This window comes from Capnocytophaga haemolytica, assembly GCF_001553545.1.
In the GTDB taxonomy this organism is placed as follows: Bacteria; Bacteroidota; Bacteroidia; order Flavobacteriales; family Flavobacteriaceae; genus Capnocytophaga; species Capnocytophaga haemolytica.
In genome coordinates this window covers 392,799-418,295 of the sequence record NZ_CP014227.1, presented here as the reverse complement: position 1 = coordinate 418,295, position 25,497 = coordinate 392,799, and the positions used below count along the sequence as shown (strand labels likewise).

Sequence of the window (25,497 nt, the reverse complement as noted above, 5' to 3'; positions counted from 1 at the left end):
GGGTCAGAGGTCAGTGATCAGCTCATACTGCTATTACTCTCTACTCTTTACTCTCTGTTGATTTCTAATTCCTATTTTTCTAATTTCTAAAATAACATATATAATGAAAAAAATAGTAGTAACAGGTGGATTGGGTTTTATTGGCTCACACACCGTAGTAGAATTGCAACAAGCGGGGTTTGAGGTGGTGATCATCGACAATCTCTCGAACTCGCAAGAGAGTGTGCTTGACGGTATCACTAAGATTACGGGCAAGAAGCCTGTATTTGAAAAGTTTGACTTGCGCAATAAGGCAGATGTGCAGGATTTCTTCCGTCGCCATCAGGATGTGCAGGGGTTGATACACTTTGCGGCTTCAAAGGCAGTAGGCGAAAGCGTACATAAGCCTTTGCTGTATTATGAAAACAACCTTACCAGCCTCATTTACCTCTTAGAGGAGCTCAGCAAGCTGGGGCGTGCGAACTTTATCTTCAGCTCGTCGTGCACTGTGTACGGACAGGCAGATGAGTTGCCTATTACTGAGAATGCCCCTGTAAAGAAGGCAGAGTCGCCTTATGGGAACACTAAGCAGATCAGTGAGGAAATCATCAGCGACACCTGCCACGTAACCCCACAGCTCAACGCTATTGCGCTGCGCTATTTCAACCCTATTGGAGCGCACCCTTCGGCAGAGATAGGCGAGTTGCCTATCGGTATGCCACAGAACTTAGTGCCTTACATCACTCAAACGGGTATTGGGCTGAGAGCACAGCTTTCAGTTTTCGGAGGCGACTATCCAACCTCTGATGGCACTTGCATTCGCGACTATATCCACGTGGTGGATTTGGCAAAAGCGCACGTCGTGGCACTGCAAAGGCTTATTGGCGAGAAGAATAAGGAGAACTACGAAGTTTTCAACATCGGTACAGGCAAGGGCAGTACGGTGTTGGAAGTAATTCAAAGTTTTGAACGCGTATCGGGCAAGAAGCTCAACTACCAGATTGTCGGCAGACGTGCGGGGGACATCACCGCTGCGTATGCCAACACAGACAAGGCAAACAATGAACTCGGCTGGAAAGCACTTTCTACCTTAGACGATGCGATGGCATCAGCGTGGAAATGGGAGCAGAAAGTACGAGCTAATAAGTAAGTTTTTCCATAACACCGCTCCCCTATGAAGCAGCTACATAGCCCGCCAGTAGGGGAGTTTTTTCTGCCCTTTTGAAACTTACAATCCTTTGAAATACAATATTTATCCTATTTTATGAAAAAATCTTTTTCCAAAAAATACACTCAAAATTTGCGCATATCAATATTTTGTTATACTTTTGCGCCGTCATAATAAAAATGGAGGTCTCATAGCTCAGTCGGTTAGAGCACCTGACTCATAATCAGGGAGTCGTTGGTTCGAGCCCAACTGGGACCACTTTTATTCACAAGGCTTTACAATGTATGTAGAGCCTTTATTTTTTCAAAATACTTGCTATTTCAGATTTTATTTGTACTTTTGTCCATTAAATAAAAAGTCTATGAAAAAAACACTTCTTTCAGTTGCCTTCCTAATAGGAGTCGCATCTACCCTATGGGGTCAAGAAACGGCAGCCTTCACCCACCCCTCTACGGATTTTGAGAAGGCTATCGCTTTATATAACAGACAGTTATACGCACCTGCGCAGAACCTCTTTAGAAAGGTGTTGAGCAGCACGCCCCTGCCCCTTTCAATGGGGGAACTTCACCCGACTGATCGCGATGTACGCACACAGAGCGAGTATTACATCGCTACCATTGCTGTGCGCTTAGGTCAGGAGGGGGCAGATGCTTTGGTGAATGACTTCATTGTGAATCACCCTGAGTCGCCCCTGAGCAGTGAGGCATATATGGAGATGGCGCATTTGTATTTTCAGCAGGGCGACTTTGAGCAGGCATTGGCTTGGTATGAGGCTATCGACGAGCTAACAGTTGCCCCTCGCGATGAGGAGCGGTTTAACTTTGAGAAAGGTTATAGCCTCTTCGCCACAGGCAAACAGGCTGAGAGCAAGCCCTATCTCGAGGCAGCACAGACCAGCAAGGAGTACGGGGCGAGCGCGAAGTATTACCTCGGCTATATCGCTTACGACAGTGAGGATTACGCCAAGGCAGAGGCTTACTTTAAGGAGGTGCCTGAGGAAGAGAAGGTAGGGCAGAATGTGGCGTACTTCCAAGCGAATATGTACTTTAAGCAATCGCTGTATGAGGAGGCTATCGCTGAGGGTAAGAAACAGCTCGGCATTACCAAGAATGCTGAGGAGATTTCAGAGCTTAACAAGATTATCGGGGAGAGTTATTTTAACCTGAAACAGTATAAAGAGGCATTGCCTTACTTGATGAATTACAAGGGCAAGAAGGGCAAGTACTCCAACACGGATTATTACTATATTGGTTATGCCTACTACAAAGAGGGCAACTATACGGCAGCTATAGGGCAGTTTAACAAGATCGTTGGGGGGAACGATAGTGTGGCTCAGAATGCCTATTATCACTTGGCTGAGTGTTACCTCAAAACGGGGCAGAAGCAGCAGGCACTCAATGCCTTTCGCAATGCCTCGCAGATGGATTTCGAGCCTAAGATAAAGCAAGATGCGATGCTCAACTACGCGCGTCTCGGCTATGAGATCGGTAACCCTTATGAGAGTGTGCCTGAGGTGTTGCAGATGTATGCCTCGGTGTATCCTACGAGTCATACCGAAGAGATACAAGGGCTGTTGGTGGATTCGTACATCTCGTCTGGGAACTATGCAGCGGCTTTAAATCTCTTGGAGAAGAGCACGAGCGCGAAGGACAAGGAGATTTATAAGAAAGTGGCGTTCTATCGTGGGTTGGAGCTCTTCAATGAGCGTCAGTACGCCAATGCGCTGAGTTATCTTCAAAAAGCACAAGGCGGCAACGATGCCACAGCGGTGCGTGCTGCCTATTGGGCTGGTGAGGCGGCTTATGCTTTACAGGATTACAAGGGGGCGGCGAACTTCTTTACCCAATACCTCAATAGCCCCACAGCACCGAAGACGGAGGAGTACGCCAAGGGCTATTATGGGCTGGCGTATGCTTATTTCAACGATAAGAACTACGCAGGGGCGATTGCCAACTTTGAGAAATACCTCAAACAGAGTCCTAAGAACAAGGAGTGGAAGCACGATGCACAGCTGCGCTTGGCGGATTGCTATTTTGTAACGGGCAAGTATTGGCCAGCGATGGAGGGCTATAACAAGCTCGTGGAAGAGAAGGCGCAGGATGTGGACTATGCTGCGTATCAGAAGGCGATCAGCTATGGCTTTGTCGATAGGCAGCAAAGCAAGATAGAGGATTTAGAGAAGTTTATCAAGAACTATAAAGGTTCCTCTCTTAGACCCAATGCCCTCTATGAGCTCGCGAGTGCTTATATTTCCGCAGGCAATACCGAGAAGGGGATTGCGCTCTACCAGCAGCTCAAAAACGAATACAAGGGCAACATCTTAGTGCCTAAGGCGATGCTGCGTGAGGGCTTGGTGTATTACAACAAGGGTGAGAATCAGAAGGCGTTGCAGCTCTTTAAGCAAATCGCTAAGGACTACCCTAATAGTACAGAGGCAAACCAAGCGGTGGCATCGGCGAAGCTCATCTATGTGGATACGGGCAAAGTAGCTGAATATGCTGGTTGGGCTAAGAGTTTGGGCTATGTGGAAGTCAGCGATATAGAACTCGAGGGAGCGAGCTATGAGGCTGCCGAACGCCAATATATGCAGAATAACAACAAGGAGGCGATAGCTGCCTTTGAGAAATATCTCAAGGACTACCCAAGGGGAATGCGCCGTGCAAGTGCTGAGTTTCAGTTGGCACAGCTCTACTTTGAGGCAGGGCAGAAGGGCAAGGCTTTGCCGCTGTTTGAGAGCGTGGCGAAGAGCAGTGCAAATGAGCACGCCGAGCAGTCGCTCACGCGTGTGTGTCAAATCTTGCTCGATGCGGGCAGCTACCTGAAAGCCAAGCCTTACTTAGAGGAGTTGGAGAAGACAGCAACCGTAGCGCAGAATAAGGTCTATGCACAGAGCAACCTGATGCGCGTATGTTACAATGAGAAGCTCTATGACAATGCCATTGCCTATGCAAACAAGGTGCTTGAGGAGAAGAGTATCGACACGCGCATTAAGAACGATGCTTACATAGTGCTGGCACGCGCTTATAGTGCCACAGGCAAGGACGCGGATGCGCGCAAGTACTACGCCGAGGTACAGAAGACTGCCAGCGGTAGCCTGATGGCTGAGGCTTTGTACTATGAGGCACTTTATAAACATCAGGATAAGGACTATAAAGGCTCTAACGAGGTGGTACAGCGTATTGCTAAGGAATACGGCGGACATAAGGAGTTTGCTGCGAAGAGTCTCATCGTGATGGCTAAGAACTTTGCGGGCTTAAAGGATAGCTATCAAGCGAGCTATATCTTGGAGAGCGTAGTGAAGAACTTTAAGGAATATCCCGCAGTAGTAGCTGAGGCAAAGAAGGAACTCGTAGCAGTGAAGGCAGAAGCTGCGAAGAGCAATTCGTCGGTGAAGTAAGAGATAGAGGGCAAAGGGCAATTCAGCACATTAGCCCTAAAAGCTGAGAGCTGACTTATCCCAGATTACGCATTAGCCATCTACTCCACAGGAGAGGAAGTGCTTTATTGCGTATTGGGATTTGATATGTTTTTCTAAATAGATGGCGTTTTGTAGATATATTTTTTTTGAGTTTTTTGTTCTCTGTGTTCGAGATGACTTCGAGATGAGTAGGTGAGGAACGTTTTCTATAAAAATAGGGTTTGGTAGTAAAATATGAGAATTGTAAATGGTATACTTGTTGCCATCCCTCAGTGAACTCATAACGATGCTATAGCCTACCCTAATGCAATGTAGAAGTCTACTGCGAAATTTGGAATTATTAACTATTAATCATAAAAAAAGAGATGTTTAAGATTATTATGTTTGTGCGCAAGAAAGCACATTTGAGTAAAGAGGAGTTTATCAAATTATGGGAAGCACATTCTGCAAAGGTGTTGCAGTATAAGGATGTGCTCAACATCAAGGGCTATGCCAAGAGTTTCCCTATTGAAGCGGATTCGCAGGCAAGTACCCAACGCGTAACACAGCCCTTCACTTATGACGCTATGGGTGAACTGTGGTACGACAGCAAAGAGGACTTTCTCAACGCAAGAACTACTCCCGAAGGACAGAAAGCCTTAGCCGACATTCGTGCCGATGAGTTGAACCTCGTTGATATGGAGCAGTCCGTAATGTGGTTGGCTGAGGAAGAGCGCATCGTGTGATGGCTTCTTAAAGAGAGATTAAGATTTATAGCAATAAACAAATATGAAAAAACTTATTACCATAGCACTTTTGGTGTGCACTGCCACTGTGTTTGCCCAACATCGCAAGGACACCATTTCCACTAAGGTGGTGGATGTGGTCAAATCGTACGTGCCGACGATTGCCGATGCGCAGAAGAAGATCGAAGATGCCAAGGTGAAGGATTCGCTAACGGTGCGCAAGAAGAAGATCAACTACACCATCTACTCCGTGCCTGTTGCCTCAACCTTTGTGCCTGAGAAAGGCAAAGCGAGTGCCGTGCGCCAGCGTATCACCCGTGAGGATTATTTAGACTCATACGTGGGTGGCGGTTTTGGTATGCTCGGTACTTTCTATGGCGATGCCAATATCACCCTACCAGTGAATGACAACAGCAATGCCTCCTTCCTCGTAAACCACATTTCGGCAGCTGACCCTGTGAGAGATGTAATCCCTGAGTCGGCTTACTCGCTAAGCTCAGCAGAGGCACATTACGACTTCCTCAATCAGGATCTCGCTTGGGGCTTAGGCGTAGATGTGGGCAGGCGTATGCACAATTGGTATGGTGTGAAGACGGGTGCTTTCAGTCAGCAAGTGATTAGCGACCTTGATGATGTGCGTCAGACTTATATGGACTATGGTTTTGCGGGCTACGTAAAGCTCTCGAACCCTTATTTTAAAGGCTTAGACCTCAGCGTGCGCGGGCTCTCCGATCACTTTGATAGCAAGGAACTCAATGTGCGTGCTTTGCCCTCATTTGAAGTGCCTGTTGACGACACTCAGAAGGTGCGTGCTAACGTGATATTGGATTACTACAACGGCACTTTTGCCCGCGATAAGGCTTATACGCTCAATCGCATTGAGAACCGTTGGATGCTCTTTGGTGTAAACCCTTCGTATATCTTTTCTATTGATAATTTCGACTTAAAGCTCGGGGCTGCCATCTACTATGCCGATGCAAATAAATCGAATGAGAGCAAGTTCAAAGCCTATCCCGATGTGGAGGCTACCTACACCTTCAACAGCGATTTCATAGTCAATGCAGGGCTGCGGGGTGCTTTGGAGCAGAACACTGTGGAGCGTCTTAGCAAAGCCAACCCCTTCATTGCACCGATGCAGGAGGTAAAGCCTACCAATGTGCAAGCCGATGCTTTTGTGGGTTTGCGTGGCAAGGTGAGTAGCGACCTACTCTATCGTGCGCAACTGAGCTATCGCCAATACAAGGAGATGCCTATTTTCACCACCAATAACGAGGAACCTACCTCGGGTGTAGAACGCTTGGCATACCAATACAAGAACTCATTTACTGCCCTCTACGACGATGTGAGCGACTTTGAGTTTATGGCGGGTATCAACGGCAATGTGAAGGATATCCTCAGCTTCGACCTCAAAGGGCAGTACAATGCCTATGCAGCACTCAATCAGATAGATAAGACGGCGTGGAACCTGCCCAGTGTAAGAGTATCGCTCTTCACTGATTTCAAGATATTGTATAACCTCTTTGCGGGCTTGGATATGTTCTATGTAGGCAAACGCTACGATCTGGATTACACCACTGCGGTGGGAGTAGAGCCAGCCAAGCTCACCCTCGACGGTTACTTCGATCTGAATTTCCACGTAGATTACACCTATAAAAAGCATTGGCAGTTCTTCCTCAAAGCCAACAACCTTGCAGGCAAGAGCTACGACCTTTGGGCGTATTACCCTTCGCAAAGCGTACAAGCCTTTGTGGGTCTGCGCTATTTATTTAACAGTATTTCAGGGAGATAAGAGTAGAGCAATCAGAGGGTAGATAGCAGAGGGCAGAAGTGAGGGGACTATGTGGCTGATTGTTACTCTTTGTTTCCTAATCATTAAGAAACGATGAGCAGTTTAAAGCAGAAGATAAACATATTTGTAGGCTCCATTGGCGCTTTCATCGGGGTGGTGGTGTTTGTGGCGTATATCCCACAGATTATCGCCAACTTAGAAGGGCATAAGGCGCAACCGTGGCAACCACTATTTGCAGCGGTGTCTTGCTTGATATGGGTCGTCTATGGGTGGACTAAAGAGCCCAAGCGCGATTGGATACTCATCATCCCGAACTTAGTGGGGGTAATACTGGGGTTCCTTACGTTCTTAACTTCTTTATAATGAGATATAAAAGTGTATTTCACAGGCCTACCTCTCCCCTACTCTTTCAAACCAGGAAGTAACCTCCAACAATCGAAAGGAAAACCGATCTGAGTTCGTTCTGAGTTCGTTCTGACTTCGTTGTGTGTTTTCCTTTTGTTTTCCCTTTGGCTTCTGTGTGTTTTCCCTCTGCCCTGCATTGATGGGGCAGAGGGGTTCTTTTTTCTCGAGTGAAGAAAGGGTTGTCTTCAGGAGAAATAGGCGAAAAGTTAAGGGCTTATTAAGGCATTTTTAAGGTGATAAACTCGAAAAAATCGTTTTTTCTCAAAAAAAATAACTGTAAAAGTACGCAGTTGAAATTTTTTTTGTACCTTTGCCCCTCAGTAAGCGTTACTGACGGTGCCAATGAAGAACCTAATTATCGACGAAGGGAATAGTTTTACCAAAGTAGCTGTGTACGAAAATGGTGTGCAGTTGTGGTACGAGCGCTTCGAGAGGGGTTCTTTCGAGGAAGGGCTACGGCAAGCGGTAACTCTCAGTGAAATAGGGGCTTGCATCGTGGCTTCGGTAGTGGAAGGGGCTGAGGAACGGCTTTCTTTTTTAAGGAGAGAGGTCGGGCGAGTGTACTTTGTAAGTAACGCAATGCCAATGCCTTTCACAAATCGATATGCGACGCCCGAGACTTTGGGTGTGGATCGCTTAGCGGTAATGGCAGCGGCGGTAAGGCGCTTCCCTAAGAGGAATGTGCTGGTGATTGATGCAGGCACTTGTATTACTTTTGATGTGATGACCTCGGGGGGTGATTATCTCGGGGGGGCGATTGCTCCTGGGCTGGCGATGCGGTTGCGCGCTATGCACGAGTTTACTGCTAAATTGCCTCACGTTGCTGAGCAGGACTTTGATATTGAACATTTTATAGGTGATACTACCGTTGGGTGTATGCTCTCGGGGGTGTATCACAATGTGGTGTGTGAGATTGATGGTGTGGTGGAGCGGTATCGGGAGCGGTTTGGTGATCTGGTGGTGGTGCTTACGGGTGGGAATTATTTTTATTTGGAGAAAAGAATAAAAAGTTGCAATTTTGCAAGCTCGTTCTTCTTGCTTGAGGGGCTAAATGTGATTTTGGAGTATCAGGAGCAAGGGGAAGGGCGTTATTGAATTAGAGGATAATTAGTATATGAATAGACGGTTTATAGTATTTATTACTGCCTTATTTACAGCCACTTGTGGTGTTTTTGCTCAGCAAACTGCGGAGTCGCCATACTCGTATTACGGGGTTGGTGAGCGCAATTTTGGCGGGATTGCTGAGGAAAGTGCGATGGGTGGAATGACGGTTTACGCAGATAGTACGCGTGTAAATATGACAAATCCTGCGACGTTGTCGGGGCTTAAATACACGGCTTTTGGGGCTGGGTATACGCTTCAGCGGAAAAATATTGTTACAAATGCAACAAGTTTTAATGCGAAGGCTTCGGGGTTTGACTATTTAGCGCTGGGCTTGCCTATTGCAAAGGGCTTCGGGCTATCGCTGGGGCTGCAACCTTACTCAACAGTGGGCTATAAGCTCAAGAACAGTAGCGCCAGCAAGGTAAATCAGTTTGAGGGAAGTGGTAATGTAAATCGTTTTTTTCTCTCGGCGGGTTTTAGGATTTTCGAGGGGCTGAATGTGGGGGCGTCGTTCCGCTACCATTTTGGTGCTATTGAGATGACTGATTTGGAGCAGCAAAGTGGTATTCAGTTCTATACGCAGGAGGCGAGCAAATCGACGTTGAAAGGAGCGTCGGTTAATTTTGGTTTGTATCTTGAACAGACGCTGAGACATCGGCTGAGGTTGTACTCGTCGTTGGTGTTTACGCCTGAGAGTAAACTCAGTTCGGAGAATGAGCGCACGATATCGACTTTGGGCTATGCGTCGAGCCGCTCGGGTAGCCCTGTGCTAACGGTGCGTGACTCGCAAAAGAAGGATCTGGCAGCGCTGGGCTTGGAGAAGACGAAGCTGGTAATACCTACGGAGGTGGCTTTTGGGTTGGGTATTGGCGAGCATCAGCAGTGGTTTTTGGGGGCTCAGTACACATACGCAAATACGAAAGATTTTTCAAATCCTTTTCTGACTACTAATGGCGTAACGTATAATAACGGTTATAGATTGTCCATCGGTGGGTTTTGGGTGCCTAACTATAATTCTATATCAAGTTATTGGAGCAGAGTTACTTACCGTATAGGTTTGCGGTATGAAGATACAGGGATTGTGTTAAATGGTGAGAAGATTAACGACTTTGGCACGTCTTTTGGGGTAAGTTTACCAGTGAAGGGGTTCTCGAATGTTACGGCGGTGTTTGAATATGGCAGTAAGGGGACGAAAGCGGGGAACTTGGTTAAGGAAAATTATTATAATTTAAAAATAGGATTCACTTTAAACGATAAGTGGTTCCAACGAACAAAGTATCAATAAAAACAATCGTAAAAATGAAAAGAAGAATTTTACTAATCACATTAGTTGCAGGTCTTTTCGCGACAGGCGTAAAGGCGCAAGATTGCGGGAACAACCCTGAGTTAAAGCAGAAACTGTCGATCTTCAGTGAGTATGCTAAGGCTCGTAATTACAAGGAGGCTTACCCTGTATGGAAGGAAGTGTATACGCAATGTCCTACCTTGCACTATGCTACTTTTGCTTATGGAGAGAGAATCTTACAGGATAAAATAAAGAATAGTACAGGGGCAGAGAAGACTCAGTTTGTTAAGGATTTATCGAAGCTCTATGAGGACTATAACAAGCTTTTTCCTGCACGCTTAAGCACTACTGAGATGCGTATTCGTCAGGCATTGCTTCTTTTTGATGAGAAGGCTGGTAGTGACCAAGAGATCTATAACTTACTACACAAAGCCTTCACTGAGGATAAGGCTAACTTCAAGAATGAGAAAGCTTTGTACTTGTATTTCTCTGAGTTGGTAACCTTACACGAAAAAGGTCAGAAGGAGCTTCAGGAGGTATTTGATGCTTATGACAACGTATCGGACAAGATACAGGATGAGAAGAATGAGCTCTCTAATATTATCAACCAATATCTATCAAAAGAAGAGGCTGGTACTCTTACTGAACAAGAGAAGAAGATCTTAGACGCTAACCGTAAGCGCGTGGATAACTACGAAACAATTGCTGAGAGTGTAGACGCTAAGTTGGGTCAGTTGGCTGACTGTAAGAACCTTATTCCATTGTACACTAAGAACTATGAGGCCAACAAGACCAACGAAGAATGGCTACGCCGTGCTGCTGGTAAGATGGCTGATAAGGACTGCTCAAAGGATCCATTGTTCGTGAAGATTGTAACCTCATTGCACAGTGTAGCTCCTTCAGCTTCATCAGCTTACTATTTGGGCGTCTTGAATGACAAGAAAGGAAATAGTGCTAAGGCAATCCAATACTATAATGAGGCTGTGAACCTTGAAAAGGACAACTTTAAGAAGTCGAAGATACTTATCAGTATTGCCTCTAAGAGTTCAAAAGCAACTGCTGTAAACTATGCGCAGAAAGCATTGACTTATAACCCTTCGAACTCTGATGCTTACCGCATTATGGCGCACGCTTACGCAAGCTCTGCTAATGAGTGTGGTAGCACTCCGTTTGAGAAACGCGCTATCTACTGGTTAGCTGCTAAAACTGCTCGCAAAGGTGGTTTGGAAAGTTTAGCTGCTCGCTACGATGCCTTAGCTCCTTCAAAGGTAGACGTATTTGAATCAGGCTTAGCTGGTAAAACCATTAGCTTCAAATGCTGGGTAGGTCAATCTGTAACCGTTCCTCGTTTATAATACAAATGAAGATGTACAGAATACATCACATAGCAAAAAGCGTTGCCGTACTTTTCAGTATGGCAATGCTTTTTTCTTGTAATAATGATATGAAGAGCCTTCAACAGCTCAATATTAGAAAGAAATTTCCACAGGGTCAGGCTTATGATTTTAGGCTTGTATACACTGACTCTACCAAAGTAGTTGCTGTGCTGACCAGCCCTCTTAATGAGGACTACTCGAACCAGCACGTACCCTACTCTGAATTCCCAAAAGGTTTAAAGGTAGATTTCTACGATGACAACCGCAATAAGAATACCATCAAAGCTAACTACGGTATTATCTACCCCAACTCGGATATGGTAGAGCTAAGAGATAGTGTGGAACTTACTACCTATGACGGTAAGAAACTGAAAACCTCACAACTCTTCTGGGATCAGAAAGAAGACTGGATTTTTACTGAGAAAGATTTCACCTTTACTGATGCTACTAAAGGTACCGTTACCAAGGGGATCGGAATGGACTTCGACAAGCAGTTTACAAATGTAAAAGCCCATAAAACAACAGGAATCTTAGCCATCGAAGAAAAAGAATAAACAATGAAAGCACAAATATTTTTCGAATACGCCTACTTAGCTGTTGCTATCTACTGTACTTATGAGGCGTATACCCTCTGGAATACTCCCTCCCGTAATGAACTGTATATGAATATCATATTTGCAGTGGCTGCCTTGTGTATGTATTTTATCAGAAGAACCTCAAGACTAAGAAGAAAATGATTGACTTAATAGGATATACTGCTTCTCTATTTGTTGTCCTTAGCTTCTTGATTAAGGACAATATTAGCTACATACGCTTTACAAACCTGATTGGGTGTATACTTTTTGTTATCTATGGGATGTATATTAATAGTATCCCTGTAATTCTGCCCAATGCCTTCTTAGTAGGTGTACAAATCTTCTACCTATACAAAGAGATTTATAAAAAGAAAAACAACACTCTTTGAATGTTTAACGCTTTCGCAGCGAGTTGACAATAAATGCACTGACGACAAACACTACAAACGACGGCAATAACCACTCAAGAGAGTAACTACTCAGTGGAATACTTGCTTTCATCTGTGAAAGCCACTCAGGGCATACACCAAAGTTCTGTAGTACAGCCACAGACGAGATCAGCGCCGTAGTAATCACACTTAGCAAATAAGGCACCCTATCATTCACATACTTATTAAAGAACAACACATAGAGTATCACTGTGAAGACAATCGGGTAAATAAACAGCAATATATTCCCTGCATACTTGATAATCGCATCAACTTCGTTGATGGACAGTACTAAAGATATAAGTGTGCAAATCACTACCCCCACCTTATAGGATATCCATCCTTTGGTGAGCTGTTGTGCAAAGCTACCCATAGCCGAAGTAAGCGCAATAGCCGTAGTAAGACACGCAAAGGCAATCGCACAAGCAATCACTATCGTGCCATACCTGCCCAGCACCGTATGTGAGATATGTAGCAGCAACTGTGTACGCGCTACCTGCCCTTCTGCAACATAATCTGTTGTGGCGCCCAAGTAGATCAAACCTCCATAAATAAACAGAAGGCACAGTGTTGATACCACTCCCGACCATATCGCAAGTCGCATTCGCTCGTGATGCGTAGTATAGCCTTTATTGGTAATAGCCGAAATAATAATCCCTGCAAAGATCACTGAAGCCAATACATCGAGCGTTTGGTAGCCCTCCTTAAAGCTAAATACAAAAGCATCAACCCCTGTAAAGGAAGTAGGCTCTACCTCATTGATAGGGAATAGAATACCACAGCATACCAAGAGCACTAAGAACAAAAGCAACACAGGCGTCAAATACTTCCCAATTACATCTACAATTCTTGATTTTGAAATAGATAACACCAAGACTACAGCAAAGAAAATCACTGCAAACACTACGTTGGAGATCTCAGGGAAGAGAGGTCGTACTCCCACCTCATAAGTCGTCGCTCCTGTGCGTGGGATTGCCACTAGCGGACCTATACATAATATCACTAAGAAATGGATTGCTACCGTAAGCCACATTGGAAACTTCGCCATCAAATCTGAAAAGCCTGTGCCTACACGTGCTACTGTCAGCACCCCTACAAAGGGTGCTAAGATAGCCGTAACGAAGAATCCCACAAGCGCCATCGCCCATTCACTGCCCGAAAGCAAACCAATATAAGGAGGTAAAATGAGGTTGCCTGCCCCGAAGAACATCGCAAAAAGGGCGAACCCCACTGTAATAACTGTAACTAATTTGTGCTCTTTCTTACTCATATTATATAAAAAGCTTTGGTTGTAAAGACAATTAATAAGCGCAAAAGTATGAAACCTTTCGCTATTCACCAAATATTTTCGTAATTATTTTCTCTATAACAGTAACTACTCTCTATTACTCTTGCTAAACCATTTTACCCAGTACTTCTCAGTGAAAGCAAAGAAGACAAACGCCAAAAAGGACGGCACTAACCACTCTAACAGGTAGTCCATTAGTGGCATTGCACTTTTGACGGCGGTCATCCAATAAATACCTTGGAAGACATCCCATTGGTTATAGATAGCTGTCCAAGTTACCACTACTGCTGTGGTAAGCACCGCCATCACATAAGGTAACTTGCTTTTTACATATTTTGAGAACAATAGTACATATAAGATAATCGTAAAAACAATAGGGTAGATAAACAGTAGTATACTCCCTGCATAGGCGATGATAGTATCCACCTTGTTCAGCGAGAGTACAAACGAGACCACACAGCAGGCTACAACGCCTAATTTATACGACATCTTGCCTTTGGTTGTCTGTTCTAATATTTCTCCCATCCCTGAAGCAAGCGCAATAGCACTCGTAAGACAGGCAACGCCTATAGCTGAAGCCATCACCAGCGAGCCCCAACTACCTAAAATAGCATCTGAGATATATTTCAATAGCTGAGAGCGCTCTACTTCACCGCCTCCTGCGTAATCAGTAGTAACGCCTAAGTACATCAGCCCTGTATAGATAAGCATCAAGCTCACCGCCGCTACTAAGCCACTCTTCAGACTCATCTCTATCCGTTGTCGATCCGTAGTGTAACCCTTCATCGTCAATGCTACAATGATAAGCCCTGCAAAAGGAATGGCAGCCAAGACATCGAGCGTTTGATACCCTTCCTTGAAGCCCAATCTAAAGGCATCGCCTGCACTGACTGCTGATTGTTGATCGATCGCCTCTGCATTAAGGACTCCTTTAACAATTAATATCGCCAAACACAGCAGTAACAGAGGTGTAAGCCATCGCCCGATGATATCAACAATCTTCGATTTGGAAATAGAAAGCACTAACACTAAGACAAAGTAAAAGAGCTCAAATACCCATAGGGGTACTTGTGGCAATATAGGGGCTACAGCCACCTCATAGGTCAGTGCTCCCGTCCGAGGAATACATATCAGCGGACCAATACTAATAATAATCAGCAAATTAAGCGTATCTACTACCCATTTTGGCATAAATTGCCTTAAGTCGGCAAAACTGGTTCCTACCCGAGCAATCATTATCACAGCTAAGAAAGAGGTAATGACAGTGGTTAAAAGGAAACCCAATAGCGCATAGACCCACTGGCTACCTACTTGCAACCCAATATAAGGGGGTACTACCAAGTTGCCTGCCCCAAAAAACATTGAAAAGAGCGCAAAGCCCACCGTAGTAATCGTAAGAAGTTTAGTTTCTTTTTTCATTAAAAAACAGATGTTATAAAATTACAGCGCAAAACTACGAAAGTAATCGTAAATAAGCAAATATTTTCTAAAGAAAAATTAAGGTGTGAGGAAAATAGAAGGATAAAATATATAGAAAATCAGCATGTTAAAATTAATAAGACATTAAAAGTCAGAGAGCAAAAAACTGTAGAACAGTGTTGCTCTCTGACTTTTAATGTCTGACTTTTGGTTACAGGTTTTTATTTAAGTGCTTTCTCAATGAGTTTACCCAGCGTCTTGCCTGTTTTAGCATAACCTTCTGCTAAGCGTGATTCGTCATTAAAGTTACTGCCATACTGATCGCCAGGGGCTTCCTCACTGAGGAGTTTGCACAGCACCTTGCCGCTCTTATCGGTGAAGACAAGTGATGTAGTTACCTTTGCGGGTTGCTTCATCACCCCTGCATCCCAACCTTGGTAGATCCATAAGGTATTTACTGTCAATGTGATAGGAGCTTCACTGTCACCTTCTTTGAAGACGATATCCTTCTTCGCTTTCTTCATTATCACATTCACCAGCTCGATAAACTTAGGCTGCCAAAGCATCTCTTTGGCTATTGCCCACGACTTTGCCCAGCTATCGCCTTTCCCTACACTTTTTTTATTGAGCCACTCGGTGTGCTCCGCAACATACGCTTTCTCTGTAAGGTTATCTTTACCGATATGCATTTGTGTATAGTCGAACACTACATTGATTTGTTTCGTACCTGCAAGGCTTTTTAAGTTGCCTTCTTCTACGGTAACGCGTTGTGCAAAACCTTGCGTTGCCACCATTGCAGTCAGTAATAAAAATAATCGTTTCATATGATAATAATTTTAGTAATTAGTAATCTGCGTTCACTTTGCAAAATTACAAAACTTGTGAAATGTAGCAAATATTTCTTAAAAAAACTGTACCTTTGCCACGGCGAAAGATTCAAAGAATACAGCGAATAATACTTATTTACCTCTTTACTTTTGGCTTTCTAATGAGCTGTAAAACAAAATCTTTTACTTGTATACCTCTCTTGATGCGAGCAACAAAAAACAAGATGGTTACTCGAAAGATAAATGGGAAGAAGACTCCTACAAGAATGGTTTAAAAGAAGGTTTTTGGATAGAAACCTTTGAGCGGATACCCTCTCCGATAGACACACTGTTTATGAGTAAATTATAATTATTACAACTAAATTATATATTACACATTACGCATTACTCATTAAAAAGTCGTACTTTTGCCGCGCAGAATTCAGATACTAAAATATAAGAAATTATGTCAGATACACGTAAAAAACAAGAGGCACTCGACTATCACGAGTTTCCCCAACCTGGGAAAATCGCTATCGTGCCTACTAAAAAACACTCAACACAACACGATTTGGCACTCGCTTACTCCCCCGGAGTAGCTGAGCCTTGCCTCGAAATTGCAAAAGATAAGGCCAATGCCTACCGCTACACCTCTAAGAGTAATCTCGTTGCGGTGATTTCCAACGGTACGGCAGTGCTCGGGCTGGGCGACATCGGTGCCGATGCGGCTAAGCCCGTGATGGAAGGCAAAGGATTGTTATTCAAGATATTCGCAGGGATTGATGTATTCGATATCGAGGTAGATTCCACTGACGTGGATAAGTTCATCGAAACCGTAAAGGCTATCGCACCTACCTTTGGGGGTATCAACTTGGAGGACATCAAGGCTCCTGAGGCTTTTGAAATCGAACGCCGCCTTAAAGAAGAATTAGACATCCCCGTGATGCACGACGACCAGCACGGTACGGCTATTATCTCGGCAGCGGCTTTAGTAAACGCTTTGGAGATTGTAGGCAAAGATATTAGCAAGGCGCGGATAGTGGTCAATGGGGCTGGTGCAGCAGCGATCTCGTGTACACGCCTTTATGTGGCACTCGGTGCACGCCCTGAGAACATCGTGATGTGCGACAGCAAAGGGGTTATCCGCAAGGACGCCCCCAACCTCACCGAGCAGAAAGCTGAGTTCGCCACCGCCCGCGATATACGCACCCTCGAAGAGGCAGTCAAAGGCTCTGACGTCTTCATCGGCCTATCCAAAGGCGATGTGCTCACCCCTGAGATGCTGCTAACAATGGAGAAAGATGCAATCGTCTTTGCAATGGCCAACCCCAACCCAGAGATCGACTATAATTTGGCAATCAAAACGCGTCCCGACATCATTATGGCCACAGGCCGCAGTGATTATCCCAACCAAGTCAACAACGTCCTTGGCTTCCCTTACATCTTCCGTGGGGCACTCGATGTGCGCGCCACTAAAATCAACGAAGAGATGAAGCTCGCTGCCGTCCACGCTATCGCCGACTTGGCCAAGAAGACCGTACCTGCACAGGTGAGCTTGGCGTACGGCGGGGAGGAGATTACCTTTGGGCGCAACTATATCATCCCTAAGCCTTTCGACCCACGTCTTATCAGCGAAGTGCCGCCAGCCATTGCCCGTGCGGCTATGGAAAGCGGGGTGGCACAAGAGCCTATCACCGATTGGGAAGCGTACAAGTCTGAACTTTTAGAGCGCATCGGTGCGGGTAGCAAAGAATTGCGCCTCTTGCAAGACCGTGCTAAGAAAGACCCGAAACGGGTAGTATTTGCAGAAGCCGACCAATTAGAGGTGCTCAAGGCAGCGCAACGCATTTACGAAGACGGTATCGGTATCCCGATTTTGTTGGGTAGAAAAGATGTTATCACAGCGCTGAAACACGAAATAGGCTTTACGGGTGATGTGGCGATCATCGACCCTAAAAGCGATGAGGAAAAGGCACGTTGTAGCGCGTATGCACAGCAGTATTGGAAAGCGCGCGAACGGCGTGGGGTAACGCTCCACACCGCAGAGCGATTGATGGTAGAGCGCAACTACTTTGGCACAATGATGGTGCAGCGCGGTGAGGCCGATGCGATGATTACTGGTTACTCACGTGCCTACCCAGCAGCCATCAAGCCTGTACTGGAAATCATCGACAAACAGCCTGGCGTAGAGCGTATTGCCGCCACCAGCATAATGATTACCAAGCAAGGACCACTATTCCTCTCTGATGCCACTATCAACATCAACCCTACAGCTGAGGATTTGGTAAACATCGCCTTGCTCACCGCTAAGGCAGTGAAGTTCTTTGGTTTAGAGCCTTCAGTAGCGATGCTTTCGTACTCCAACTTTGGGTCGGCAGTCTCAGAAAGCAGTCAGAAGGTACGCAAGGCGGTGGAATACCTGCACCAGCATCACCCCGAACTCATAGTAGACGGCGAAATACAGCCCGACTTTGCGCTCAACCCAGATAAGCTCGCCAAGACATTCCCGTTCTCTAAGCTCAACAACGGCAAAGGGGCTAATGTGCTTATCTTCCCTAACTTGGATGCGGCGAATATCACCTACAAGATTATGAAGGAACTACAGCACTTAGAGACCGTAGGGCCTATCATCTTAGGGCTACAGAAGCCTATCCACATAGCCACTGTAGGCAGCACCACTGATGAGATGGTGAACCTTGCTACTTTGGCTGTAGTAGATGCACAGGATAGAGAGTAGGGCTCAAAGAGTAGAAATTAAATAGTAAAGCTAACCTATTGAGATAATCGATAGGTTAGTTTTTTTATATATATAAATCAAAAGGATCCTCTATTAAGTCAAATTAATAGAGGATCCTTAATAATATAGAAAATATAGATTATCTCAGCTTAATAGCACACGAGTCTATTTCAGTAATCCTAAGTGTATTTACTCTGCCATTACCTTGTGAAGGCATTGCCGCTAAGCTAATCATAAAATCACCCATATTCACATAGCCCTCAGCATTAGCAAGGTGGTTAATGTCCTCAATCACCTCATCTGTAGATGCCAGACGATCGTAATAAAAAGTCGTAACCCCCCATAACAAACTCAAACTTGTAAGTATCCTCCTGTTAGAGGTAAACACCAAGATGTGTGCATTAGGGCGGTATGATGATATGCGAAACGCTGTATAGCCACTATTAGTAAGTGTAGAAATCACCTTTGCGTTTGTTTCATTGGCCATAAGCGTTGCGTGATAGCATATCTGGTTGGTTATATAGCGAGGCGATACCACAAAAGGCGACATCGATGGCATCTTAATCAGCTCAGAGTTCTCCACACTACGGATAATACGCGCCATCTGCTCAATCACTTGCACAGGGTACTTCCCTACTGAGGTCTCCCCTGAAAGCATCACAGCATCAGCCCCGTCCATTACTGAGTTACCAACGTCGTTTACCTCAGCACGTGTTGGTGTCAGACTGGTGATCATACTCTCCATCATTTGAGTAGCGATAATCACTGGTATATGGTGATTCTTAGCCTTACGCACCAATTCCTTTTGGATCAGCGGTACCTCTTCAGCAGGTATTTCAACCCCCAAATCACCACGAGCGACCATAATACCGTCGCAGTTCGCCATAATCTTATCTATATTGTCAAGCGCCTCTGGTTTCTCTATCTTAGCAATGATAGGGATCTTATGTCCCGCATTCTCCTCAATGAGGTCTTTCAAGTCTTGTATATCCTCAGGGTGACGCACAAACGAGAGTGCAAACCAGTCAATATCTTGAGTCATCGCAAAGAGAGCATCGCGGATATCCTTCTCAGTAAGTGCTGGCAATGACACCTTTGTGTTAGGCAAGTTCACACCTTTCTTTGACTTCAAAGGGCCTCCTTGCACTACCACAGCCTTCACTTCATCCTCACGATTGGTCTCTACTACCTCAAAGATCAGCTTTCCATCATCAAGCAAGATGCGCTCCCCTGGGTTTACATCCATCGGAAAGGCTTTATAATTCATATACACACGCTCTTTGGTCCCTTCGAAAGCCTCTCCTGTTACGAAGGTGATATGGTCGCCTGGCGCTACCTCTACACCTTCTGCCATTACCCCTACGCGGAGTTTTGGTCCTTGAAGGTCTGCCAAAATCGCTGTGTTATAACCTAACTCTTTATTCAATGCACGGATCATCTCAATTCGCTGACGAACATCATCGTAATCAGCGTGCGAGAAATTGATACGGAATACATTTACCCCTGCGATCATCATATCCTTGATCACCTCAGGAGTGGAAGTAGCAGGACCTAAGGTTGCTACAATCTTCGTTTTTTTAGTACTTAACATTCTTGAAATAGTAATTTATGTTTTACGTTTAACCCTTCTGTTTCTATCGTATAAGCCATTGATACATAAGGCACCCCCTTGATAGCCGTGAGTATCCCCTGTACATCGAGGCGCCCCTCAGTATCTATCTTTAAGAAGTAATCCACCTTCTTCTTATCCTCTATCAGATAATGAATTGTGCTTGTCTTGCCAAAGAGCATCCCTTCTGTTTCCTCTTCACATACCAGCTTATTCGCAACGCAATGCCAATCTATCTGTAGCAACTTGTTCTCCCAATGGTAGTAGGAAAAACCTCCTCCTTTGCCCCCATCTACAGCAAAGCACTCCTTGTCATAGCGCTTTGCCAACTGAAGGCTCAGTGCGCTATTGAGCATATAAACCAAACGATAATCCTCTAAGGGAGTGTGTATTGCGATAAGTTTATAATCACAAAAGGACGCTATGGATAACTTATGCCTTGCCATATACCTGCTTTCGGGGGCAAATGTACAAAAAATAAACCACACCGCACCACAAAAGCCTATTCTTTTTAACTTTTTTACAACCTATCCTCCGTAAGCGCTGTAAATTTAGCCTTTACGTCGTATATCACCGCCTCAGGATTTGCATAGCTGGCAATATCAAGCGCAAAGAAGGCACTGTGGGGCACACATATCGCTATCACATCATTGCCTTTGCGCACACGCTCCCAGTCCGTTTCAATGTCAATGCCATACACCTGCTTTGCCTTGAGCTTATCCACCCAAGGGTCGTACACCACAATATCCTCCGTAAAACGCTCCAAAGTGCGGTAGATATCAATCACCTTCGTATTGCGCATATCAGGGCAATCCTCCTTAAAGGTAAAACCCATTATCAGCACCTTGCAGTCCTTTACTTTGATATTGCGAACGCACAGTCTATCAATGATTTCATAAGCCACATACCCACCCATTGAGTCGTTGATCTTACGCGCTTCGGTCAGCAGGCGAGGTGCCACCCCGTGCAACTTCGCCTTCTGGATAAGATAATACGGATCTACACCGATGCAATGCCCTCCCACCAATCCAGGGCGGAAAGGCAGAAAGTTCCACTTGCTCGAAGCCGCCTCAATCACCGCATTGGTATCAATCTCTAAACTGTGGAATATCTTTGCCACCTCATTCATAAAGGCAATATTCACATCGCGCTGCGCATTCTCAATCACTTTAGCCGCCTCAGCCACCTTTATCGAAGGCGCGAGGTGCGTCCCTCCTAAAAGCACCGAGTTGTACAGCGCATCGACCTCCTGCGCCACCTCAGGCGTCGAACCCGAAATAATCTTGCGAATCGTCTCCACCGTATGCTGCTTATCCCCAGGGTTGATACGCTCTGGCGAGTAACCCACGAAGAAGCCCTCATTGAGCCTTAGCCCCGACTGCAGCTCCAAGATAGGCACACAGAAGTCCTCCGTCACCCCAGGGTACACCGTCGATTCATAAACCACAATATCTCCTGCACCGAGCACACTCCCCACACTGATGCTCGCCTCGCGTAGCGCCGTCAAGTCGGGTTGTTGATACATATCTATCGGCGTCGGCACCCCCACGATGTACACATTGCACGAGCGCAAATCCTCTATGTGCGCCGTACATTGCAGACCTTGAGAAAGACGCTCCTCAATCACAGCACTATCCACCTCGCCCGTGCGATCTACTCCTGCACTCAACTCTCGAACCCGTGTCTCATTCAGGTCGAACCCCACCACAGGATAGCGCTTCGCAAACAAGCACGCCAGCGGAAACCCCACATAGCCCAAACCGATAATCCCTATACGATAATCCTTCATAGTCAATTGCTTACGCGTCTAAATCATACTGCTTCAGCTTTCGGTAAAGCGTCCGCTCCGAGATGCCAAGCTCTTGAGCTGCCTCCCTACGCCGATTCTGATGCCTTTCCAACGCCTTGGCGATCACCTCCTTCTCCTGATTCTCTAAGAGCAAACTCTCCTCCTCAGTCGCATCCTCATAGGCATACGGCTCCTCCTCCGCAGGACGCTCCTCTACCTTACTCTCAAGCGAAATCACTGGGTAAGACGCCACTTCCTCAGCATATCCCCTACCCTTATCGCCATAAATACGCCGTATCAAGCTCTGATTGTCCTCCTGCACTTGGGGCGAATTGCCGTGCTGCAACAGCTCTAAGGTCAGCTTCTTAAGGTCATTCAAGTCATTCTTCATATCAAAAAGCACCTTGTAGAGTATCTCACGCTCATTGCTAAAATCACCCTCTGCCCTACCCTGCGGCACCACCGATGGCAACGGATTGCCCTCCTCAGGCAAATAACTGCGCAACACCTGAGCCGTAATCTCGCGCTTCGACTCCAGCACCGAGATCTGTTCTGCTATATTCCTCAGCTGACGGATATTACCCCCCATCGATAGCTCAGCAACAAGCGCACCGCATCCTCAGTCAGCCTGACAGCAGGCATACGGTACTTCTCAGCAAAATCAGCCGCAAATTTCCTAAATAGCAGGTGGATATCCTCCTTGCGCTCCCTGAGCGACGGCAGGTGAATCTCCACAGTGCTAAGGCGGTAATACAAATCCTCACGAAAACGACCCTTCTTGATCGCCTCCTGCATATGCACATTTGTAGCCGCCACAATGCGCACATTCGTCTTCTGCACTACCGACGAGCCTACCTTGAGGTACTCGCCATTTTCCAGCACGCGCAGCAATCGCACCTGTGTCGTTAGCGGAAGCTCACCCACCTCATCCAAGAAGATAGTCCCTCCGTTCGCCTCCTCGAAATATCCATTACGCGAAGCAGTAGCTCCCGTGAAGGCGCCCTTCTCGTGCCCAAAGAGCTCCGAATCGATCGTCCCTTCGGGGATAGCCCCACAGTTCACCGCGATGTACTTGCCGTGCTTGCGCATCGATAGTGCGTGGATAATCCGCGGGATCACCTCCTTACCCACACCGCTCTCACCTGTCACCAACACCGAAATATCAGTAGGTGCCACCGCAATCGCCTTCTCAATAGCGCGGTTCAGCTGAGGGTCGCCCCCTATAATGCCAAACCGCTGTTTTATAGCCTGTATACTTTCCATTATCAACAAATTAAAAATCCATATCCTTCCTCTTTTGGGGTGCTATCCTTCACAAAAAAGAACCCCTTCCCTCTCACAATCTGCAAAGGTACAACATTTCACCCAACTACGCAAAAAAATTCTCCCATAAAATCAGAACATTTTTCTTATCCCTATCGAACACCGAACGGACACACAACGGACGCCGAACGGATCCCCATCGAAGATTTAACGCGAGCACCCACAGCGGCAACCGAATGGATATCGAAAGAATGCCGAAGGATCACTGAAGGATCACTGAAGGATAGTATTACCTCAGTATTAAGTTAGTATTAGGCTAGTATTAGGTTTAAGGAAGGACGTATGAGTATCAATTACTCCACAAACTTCCGACTTAGTGAACCAACACGGCTGCCTAATATGTTAGATTCAGAAACCTTCGCTTACTATTGGAATGACGCTGCTGCCAATGCAGGTGAGCAAGCGCAGTTCAGCGATGAAGTGATTGAGAAAATCAAATTACACAAAGCAGGTGTGCTCAAAGATGGTACTGAATGGGATACTACCAATAATAATTGGAGAATGTATACCACCAGCTTTGCCAACACGAATTGGTTTAAGCAATTTTATCGCAAATGGGCTCCTGCACAAGAGCATAACCTGAGTGTGCGTGGGGGTAGTGAAAAGATGAGTTACTACTTCTCAGCAGGTTGGCTCAATCAAGAAGGCTTAATCCGTTACAATACTGATATTTTTGACCGTTACTCACTTAATGGCAAGATATCTGCACAGATATTACCTTACTATGAAGTAGCACACTTTATCTTAGAGGATTTGGACAAAGCCATCTCAATGCTCAAAAGCAGTCCTGTAGAGGGGAAAAACCGCATCAGCAAAGAGGTAGCACAGCTATGCTCGCGTGTAGCGCTCTACGAAGGCACTTGGCTTAAATATCATAAAGGCACTGCCCGTGTACCAGGAGGTCCTGGCTGGCCTGGCGCTAAGATGGATTATCTTTCAGGCTTTACTATCAATATCGATAGTGAGATTGATTATTTTCTTACCGAAGCAATGGCTTCGGCAAAAGAAGTTGCGGAAAAGTTTTCACTAACAGATAATAATCATAATGTAGATTGGACTAATACCAATATTTTTGACAATCCCTACTTTAAAATGTTCGGTGATGTGAATATGACAGGTTATAGTGAGATCCTTTTATGGCGCCAATACAATAGTCAGTTTATCGGACATCACACAATGGGATATCTTACACAAGGGGCAAACTCGGGTTATACTAAGGGTTTTGTAGATACCTTCTTGATGAAAAGTGGCTTGCCTTACTATGCCGCAGGCACTGATTACAAAGGCGATGTACTTATTAAAAATGTAAGAGAAAACCGTGATGAACGTTTACAACTCTTTATGCGTGCTCCTGGTGATTACATAGTAACAAAAAATCCTAACAAAATAGCTCCAGACCCAGGGCTCTTAGAGATAAAGGAAAATCGCTCCGTAACGGGTTATGATGTTGTTAAGGGGGTTTACAATGATATAGCTGCAAGTTCTGCAGAAATATTAAGTACTTCGGGGTGTATTATATTCAGGGCAACAGAGGCCTACCTCAACTATATAGAGGCTTCCTACGAAAAAGAAGGGGCTCTTAATGGTACTGCACTTAACTATTGGGGGCAATTGCGCACCCGTGCAGGATTGCCTGCCGACCCTAACGTAACCATTGCCGTTACCGACCTTGATAAAGAAAATGACTGGGCAGTGTATTCCGCAGGGGCAAAGGTAGACCCTACGCTTTACAATATCCGTCGCGAGCGACGTTGTGAACTCATCGCAGAAGGAATGCGCTGGGCTGACCTACGTCGTTGGTGTGCCCTCGATCAAGTAAAAAACTATCAAATAGAGGGAGTAAACCTATGGGCTGAACTCTATAAGAGTACAAGATATAAAGATAAAAAAACAGGTAAGGATCTATTGGTAACTTTACCTAATGCCAACCCTACTGTATCAGCAAAATCGGTAAGCACTTACCTACGCCCTTATCAAATAGTACAAGCCAATAACCTGTACTACAATGCTTATACTTGGACACCAGCACACTACCTCTCCCCTATCCCTTATGATAATTTCTGGCTGGCAAGCCATACCAACAGTGCCGATAACTCAGTTATCTATCAAAACCCTGGTTGGCCAGTAGCTCCTAACCGAGGTGCATTGTAAAACAATTTATTCCATTAACAAACCCAAATGAGAAATCCCTTGGCTGGCATCTGTACCATCCAAGGGGTTTTAATTTCTCACTTCTAAATCATCATTTCTCAAAAAATATACGTATCTTTGCAC

The 25,497-nt window shown here is 45.5% G+C and carries 18 protein-coding genes, 1 tRNA gene and 1 pseudogene; 13 read left to right on the top strand and 7 right to left on the bottom strand.

Features of this window, described 5'->3' with window-relative positions; all coding sequences use genetic code 11:
* Positions 1–103: 103 nt before the first annotated feature.
* The 11 genes from galE to AXF12_RS01915 all read left to right on the top strand — a co-directional run bounded on the left by galE (position 104) and on the right by AXF12_RS01915 (position 12,213).
* A complete protein-coding gene (gene galE / locus AXF12_RS01965; RefSeq protein WP_066427973.1) occupies positions 104–1,129 on the top strand; it encodes a UDP-glucose 4-epimerase GalE in 1,026 nt (341 codons plus the stop codon).
* Positions 1,130–1,331: 202 nt separating this feature from the next.
* Positions 1,332–1,405 (top strand) — tRNA-Ile (locus tag AXF12_RS01960).
* 103 nt (positions 1,406–1,508) lie between these two features.
* Positions 1,509–4,544, top strand: coding sequence for a tetratricopeptide repeat protein (locus tag AXF12_RS01955; RefSeq protein ID WP_066427972.1), 3,036 nt, complete (start codon positions 1,509–1,511; stop codon positions 4,542–4,544).
* Positions 4,545–4,930: 386 nt separating this feature from the next.
* Positions 4,931–5,290 carry an EthD domain-containing protein gene (locus AXF12_RS01950; protein ID WP_066427971.1) on the top strand — a complete coding sequence of 120 codons (360 nt, stop codon included), beginning with the start codon at positions 4,931–4,933 and terminating at the stop codon, positions 5,288–5,290.
* A gap of 43 nt (positions 5,291–5,333) precedes the next feature.
* Positions 5,334–7,079: a TonB-dependent receptor gene (locus AXF12_RS01945; RefSeq protein ID WP_066427970.1), complete on the top strand. Its 1,746-nt coding sequence runs from the start codon at positions 5,334–5,336 to the stop codon at positions 7,077–7,079.
* Positions 7,080–7,172: 93 nt separating this feature from the next.
* Positions 7,173–7,442, top strand: a complete 270-nt coding sequence (locus tag AXF12_RS01940; RefSeq protein WP_066427969.1) for a SemiSWEET family transporter — start codon at positions 7,173–7,175, stop codon at positions 7,440–7,442.
* 384 nt (positions 7,443–7,826) lie between these two features.
* The gene (locus AXF12_RS01935; protein WP_066427968.1) at positions 7,827–8,579 is read left to right on the top strand and encodes a type III pantothenate kinase; all 753 of its coding nucleotides are present in this window, start codon (positions 7,827–7,829) and stop codon (positions 8,577–8,579) included.
* A gap of 19 nt (positions 8,580–8,598) precedes the next feature.
* The gene (locus AXF12_RS01930; RefSeq protein ID WP_066427967.1) at positions 8,599–9,873 is read left to right on the top strand and encodes a BamG family beta-barrel-assembly machinery protein; all 1,275 of its coding nucleotides are present in this window, start codon (positions 8,599–8,601) and stop codon (positions 9,871–9,873) included.
* Positions 9,874–9,887: 14 nt separating this feature from the next.
* Complete coding sequence (locus AXF12_RS01925; RefSeq protein ID WP_066427966.1) at positions 9,888–11,228, top strand: hypothetical protein; 1,341 nt, start codon at positions 9,888–9,890, stop codon at positions 11,226–11,228.
* Between the two features lie 11 nt (positions 11,229–11,239).
* The gene (lptC, locus tag AXF12_RS01920; protein WP_394336583.1) at positions 11,240–11,803 is read left to right on the top strand and encodes an LPS export ABC transporter periplasmic protein LptC; all 564 of its coding nucleotides are present in this window, start codon (positions 11,240–11,242) and stop codon (positions 11,801–11,803) included.
* A gap of 179 nt (positions 11,804–11,982) precedes the next feature.
* Positions 11,983–12,213 carry a uroporphyrinogen decarboxylase gene (locus tag AXF12_RS01915; protein ID WP_066431680.1) on the top strand — a complete coding sequence of 77 codons (231 nt, stop codon included), beginning with the start codon at positions 11,983–11,985 and terminating at the stop codon, positions 12,211–12,213.
* Between the two features lie 4 nt (positions 12,214–12,217).
* On the opposite strand, the gene brnQ (AXF12_RS01910) is transcribed toward AXF12_RS01915, so the two are convergent.
* The 3 genes from brnQ (AXF12_RS01910) to AXF12_RS01900 all read right to left on the bottom strand — a co-directional run bounded on the left by brnQ (AXF12_RS01910) (position 12,218) and on the right by AXF12_RS01900 (position 15,783).
* Positions 12,218–13,522, bottom strand: coding sequence for a branched-chain amino acid transport system II carrier protein (gene brnQ / locus AXF12_RS01910; protein WP_066427964.1), 1,305 nt, complete (start codon positions 13,520–13,522; stop codon positions 12,218–12,220).
* 105 nt (positions 13,523–13,627) lie between these two features.
* Entirely contained in the window at positions 13,628–14,959 is a 1,332-nt protein-coding gene (gene brnQ / locus AXF12_RS01905) for a branched-chain amino acid transport system II carrier protein (protein ID WP_066427963.1), read from the bottom strand.
* A gap of 221 nt (positions 14,960–15,180) precedes the next feature.
* Entirely contained in the window at positions 15,181–15,783 is a 603-nt protein-coding gene (locus AXF12_RS01900) for a hypothetical protein (protein ID WP_066427962.1), read from the bottom strand.
* 448 nt (positions 15,784–16,231) lie between these two features.
* Between AXF12_RS01900 and AXF12_RS01895 the strand changes: the two genes are divergently transcribed.
* A complete protein-coding gene (locus tag AXF12_RS01895) occupies positions 16,232–18,502 on the top strand; it encodes an NADP-dependent malic enzyme (RefSeq protein ID WP_066427961.1) in 2,271 nt (756 codons plus the stop codon).
* 139 nt (positions 18,503–18,641) lie between these two features.
* Here the strand turns inward: AXF12_RS01895 and pyk are convergent, their stop codons facing one another.
* The 4 genes and pseudogenes from pyk to AXF12_RS01875 all read right to left on the bottom strand — a co-directional run bounded on the left by pyk (position 18,642) and on the right by AXF12_RS01875 (position 23,163).
* The gene (pyk, locus tag AXF12_RS01890) at positions 18,642–20,093 is read right to left on the bottom strand and encodes a pyruvate kinase (RefSeq protein ID WP_066427960.1); all 1,452 of its coding nucleotides are present in this window, start codon (positions 20,091–20,093) and stop codon (positions 18,642–18,644) included.
* Positions 20,087–20,557 (bottom strand): IPExxxVDY family protein, encoded by a 471-nt coding sequence (locus AXF12_RS01885; RefSeq protein WP_066427959.1) that lies wholly within the window; start codon positions 20,555–20,557, stop codon positions 20,087–20,089. Before AXF12_RS01885 ends, pyk begins: the two co-directional genes overlap by 7 nt.
* Before the next feature lie 74 nt (positions 20,558–20,631).
* Complete coding sequence (locus tag AXF12_RS01880; protein ID WP_066427958.1) at positions 20,632–21,900, bottom strand: nucleotide sugar dehydrogenase; 1,269 nt, start codon at positions 21,898–21,900, stop codon at positions 20,632–20,634.
* 10 nt (positions 21,901–21,910) lie between these two features.
* Positions 21,911–23,163 (bottom strand): annotated as a pseudogene (locus tag AXF12_RS01875) (sigma-54 interaction domain-containing protein).
* A 342-nt stretch (positions 23,164–23,505) separates the two neighbouring features.
* On the opposite strand from AXF12_RS01875, the gene AXF12_RS01870 reads away from it, so the two are divergent.
* A complete protein-coding gene (locus AXF12_RS01870; protein WP_082752956.1) occupies positions 23,506–25,374 on the top strand; it encodes a RagB/SusD family nutrient uptake outer membrane protein in 1,869 nt (622 codons plus the stop codon).
* Positions 25,375–25,497: the final 123 nt, after the last annotated feature.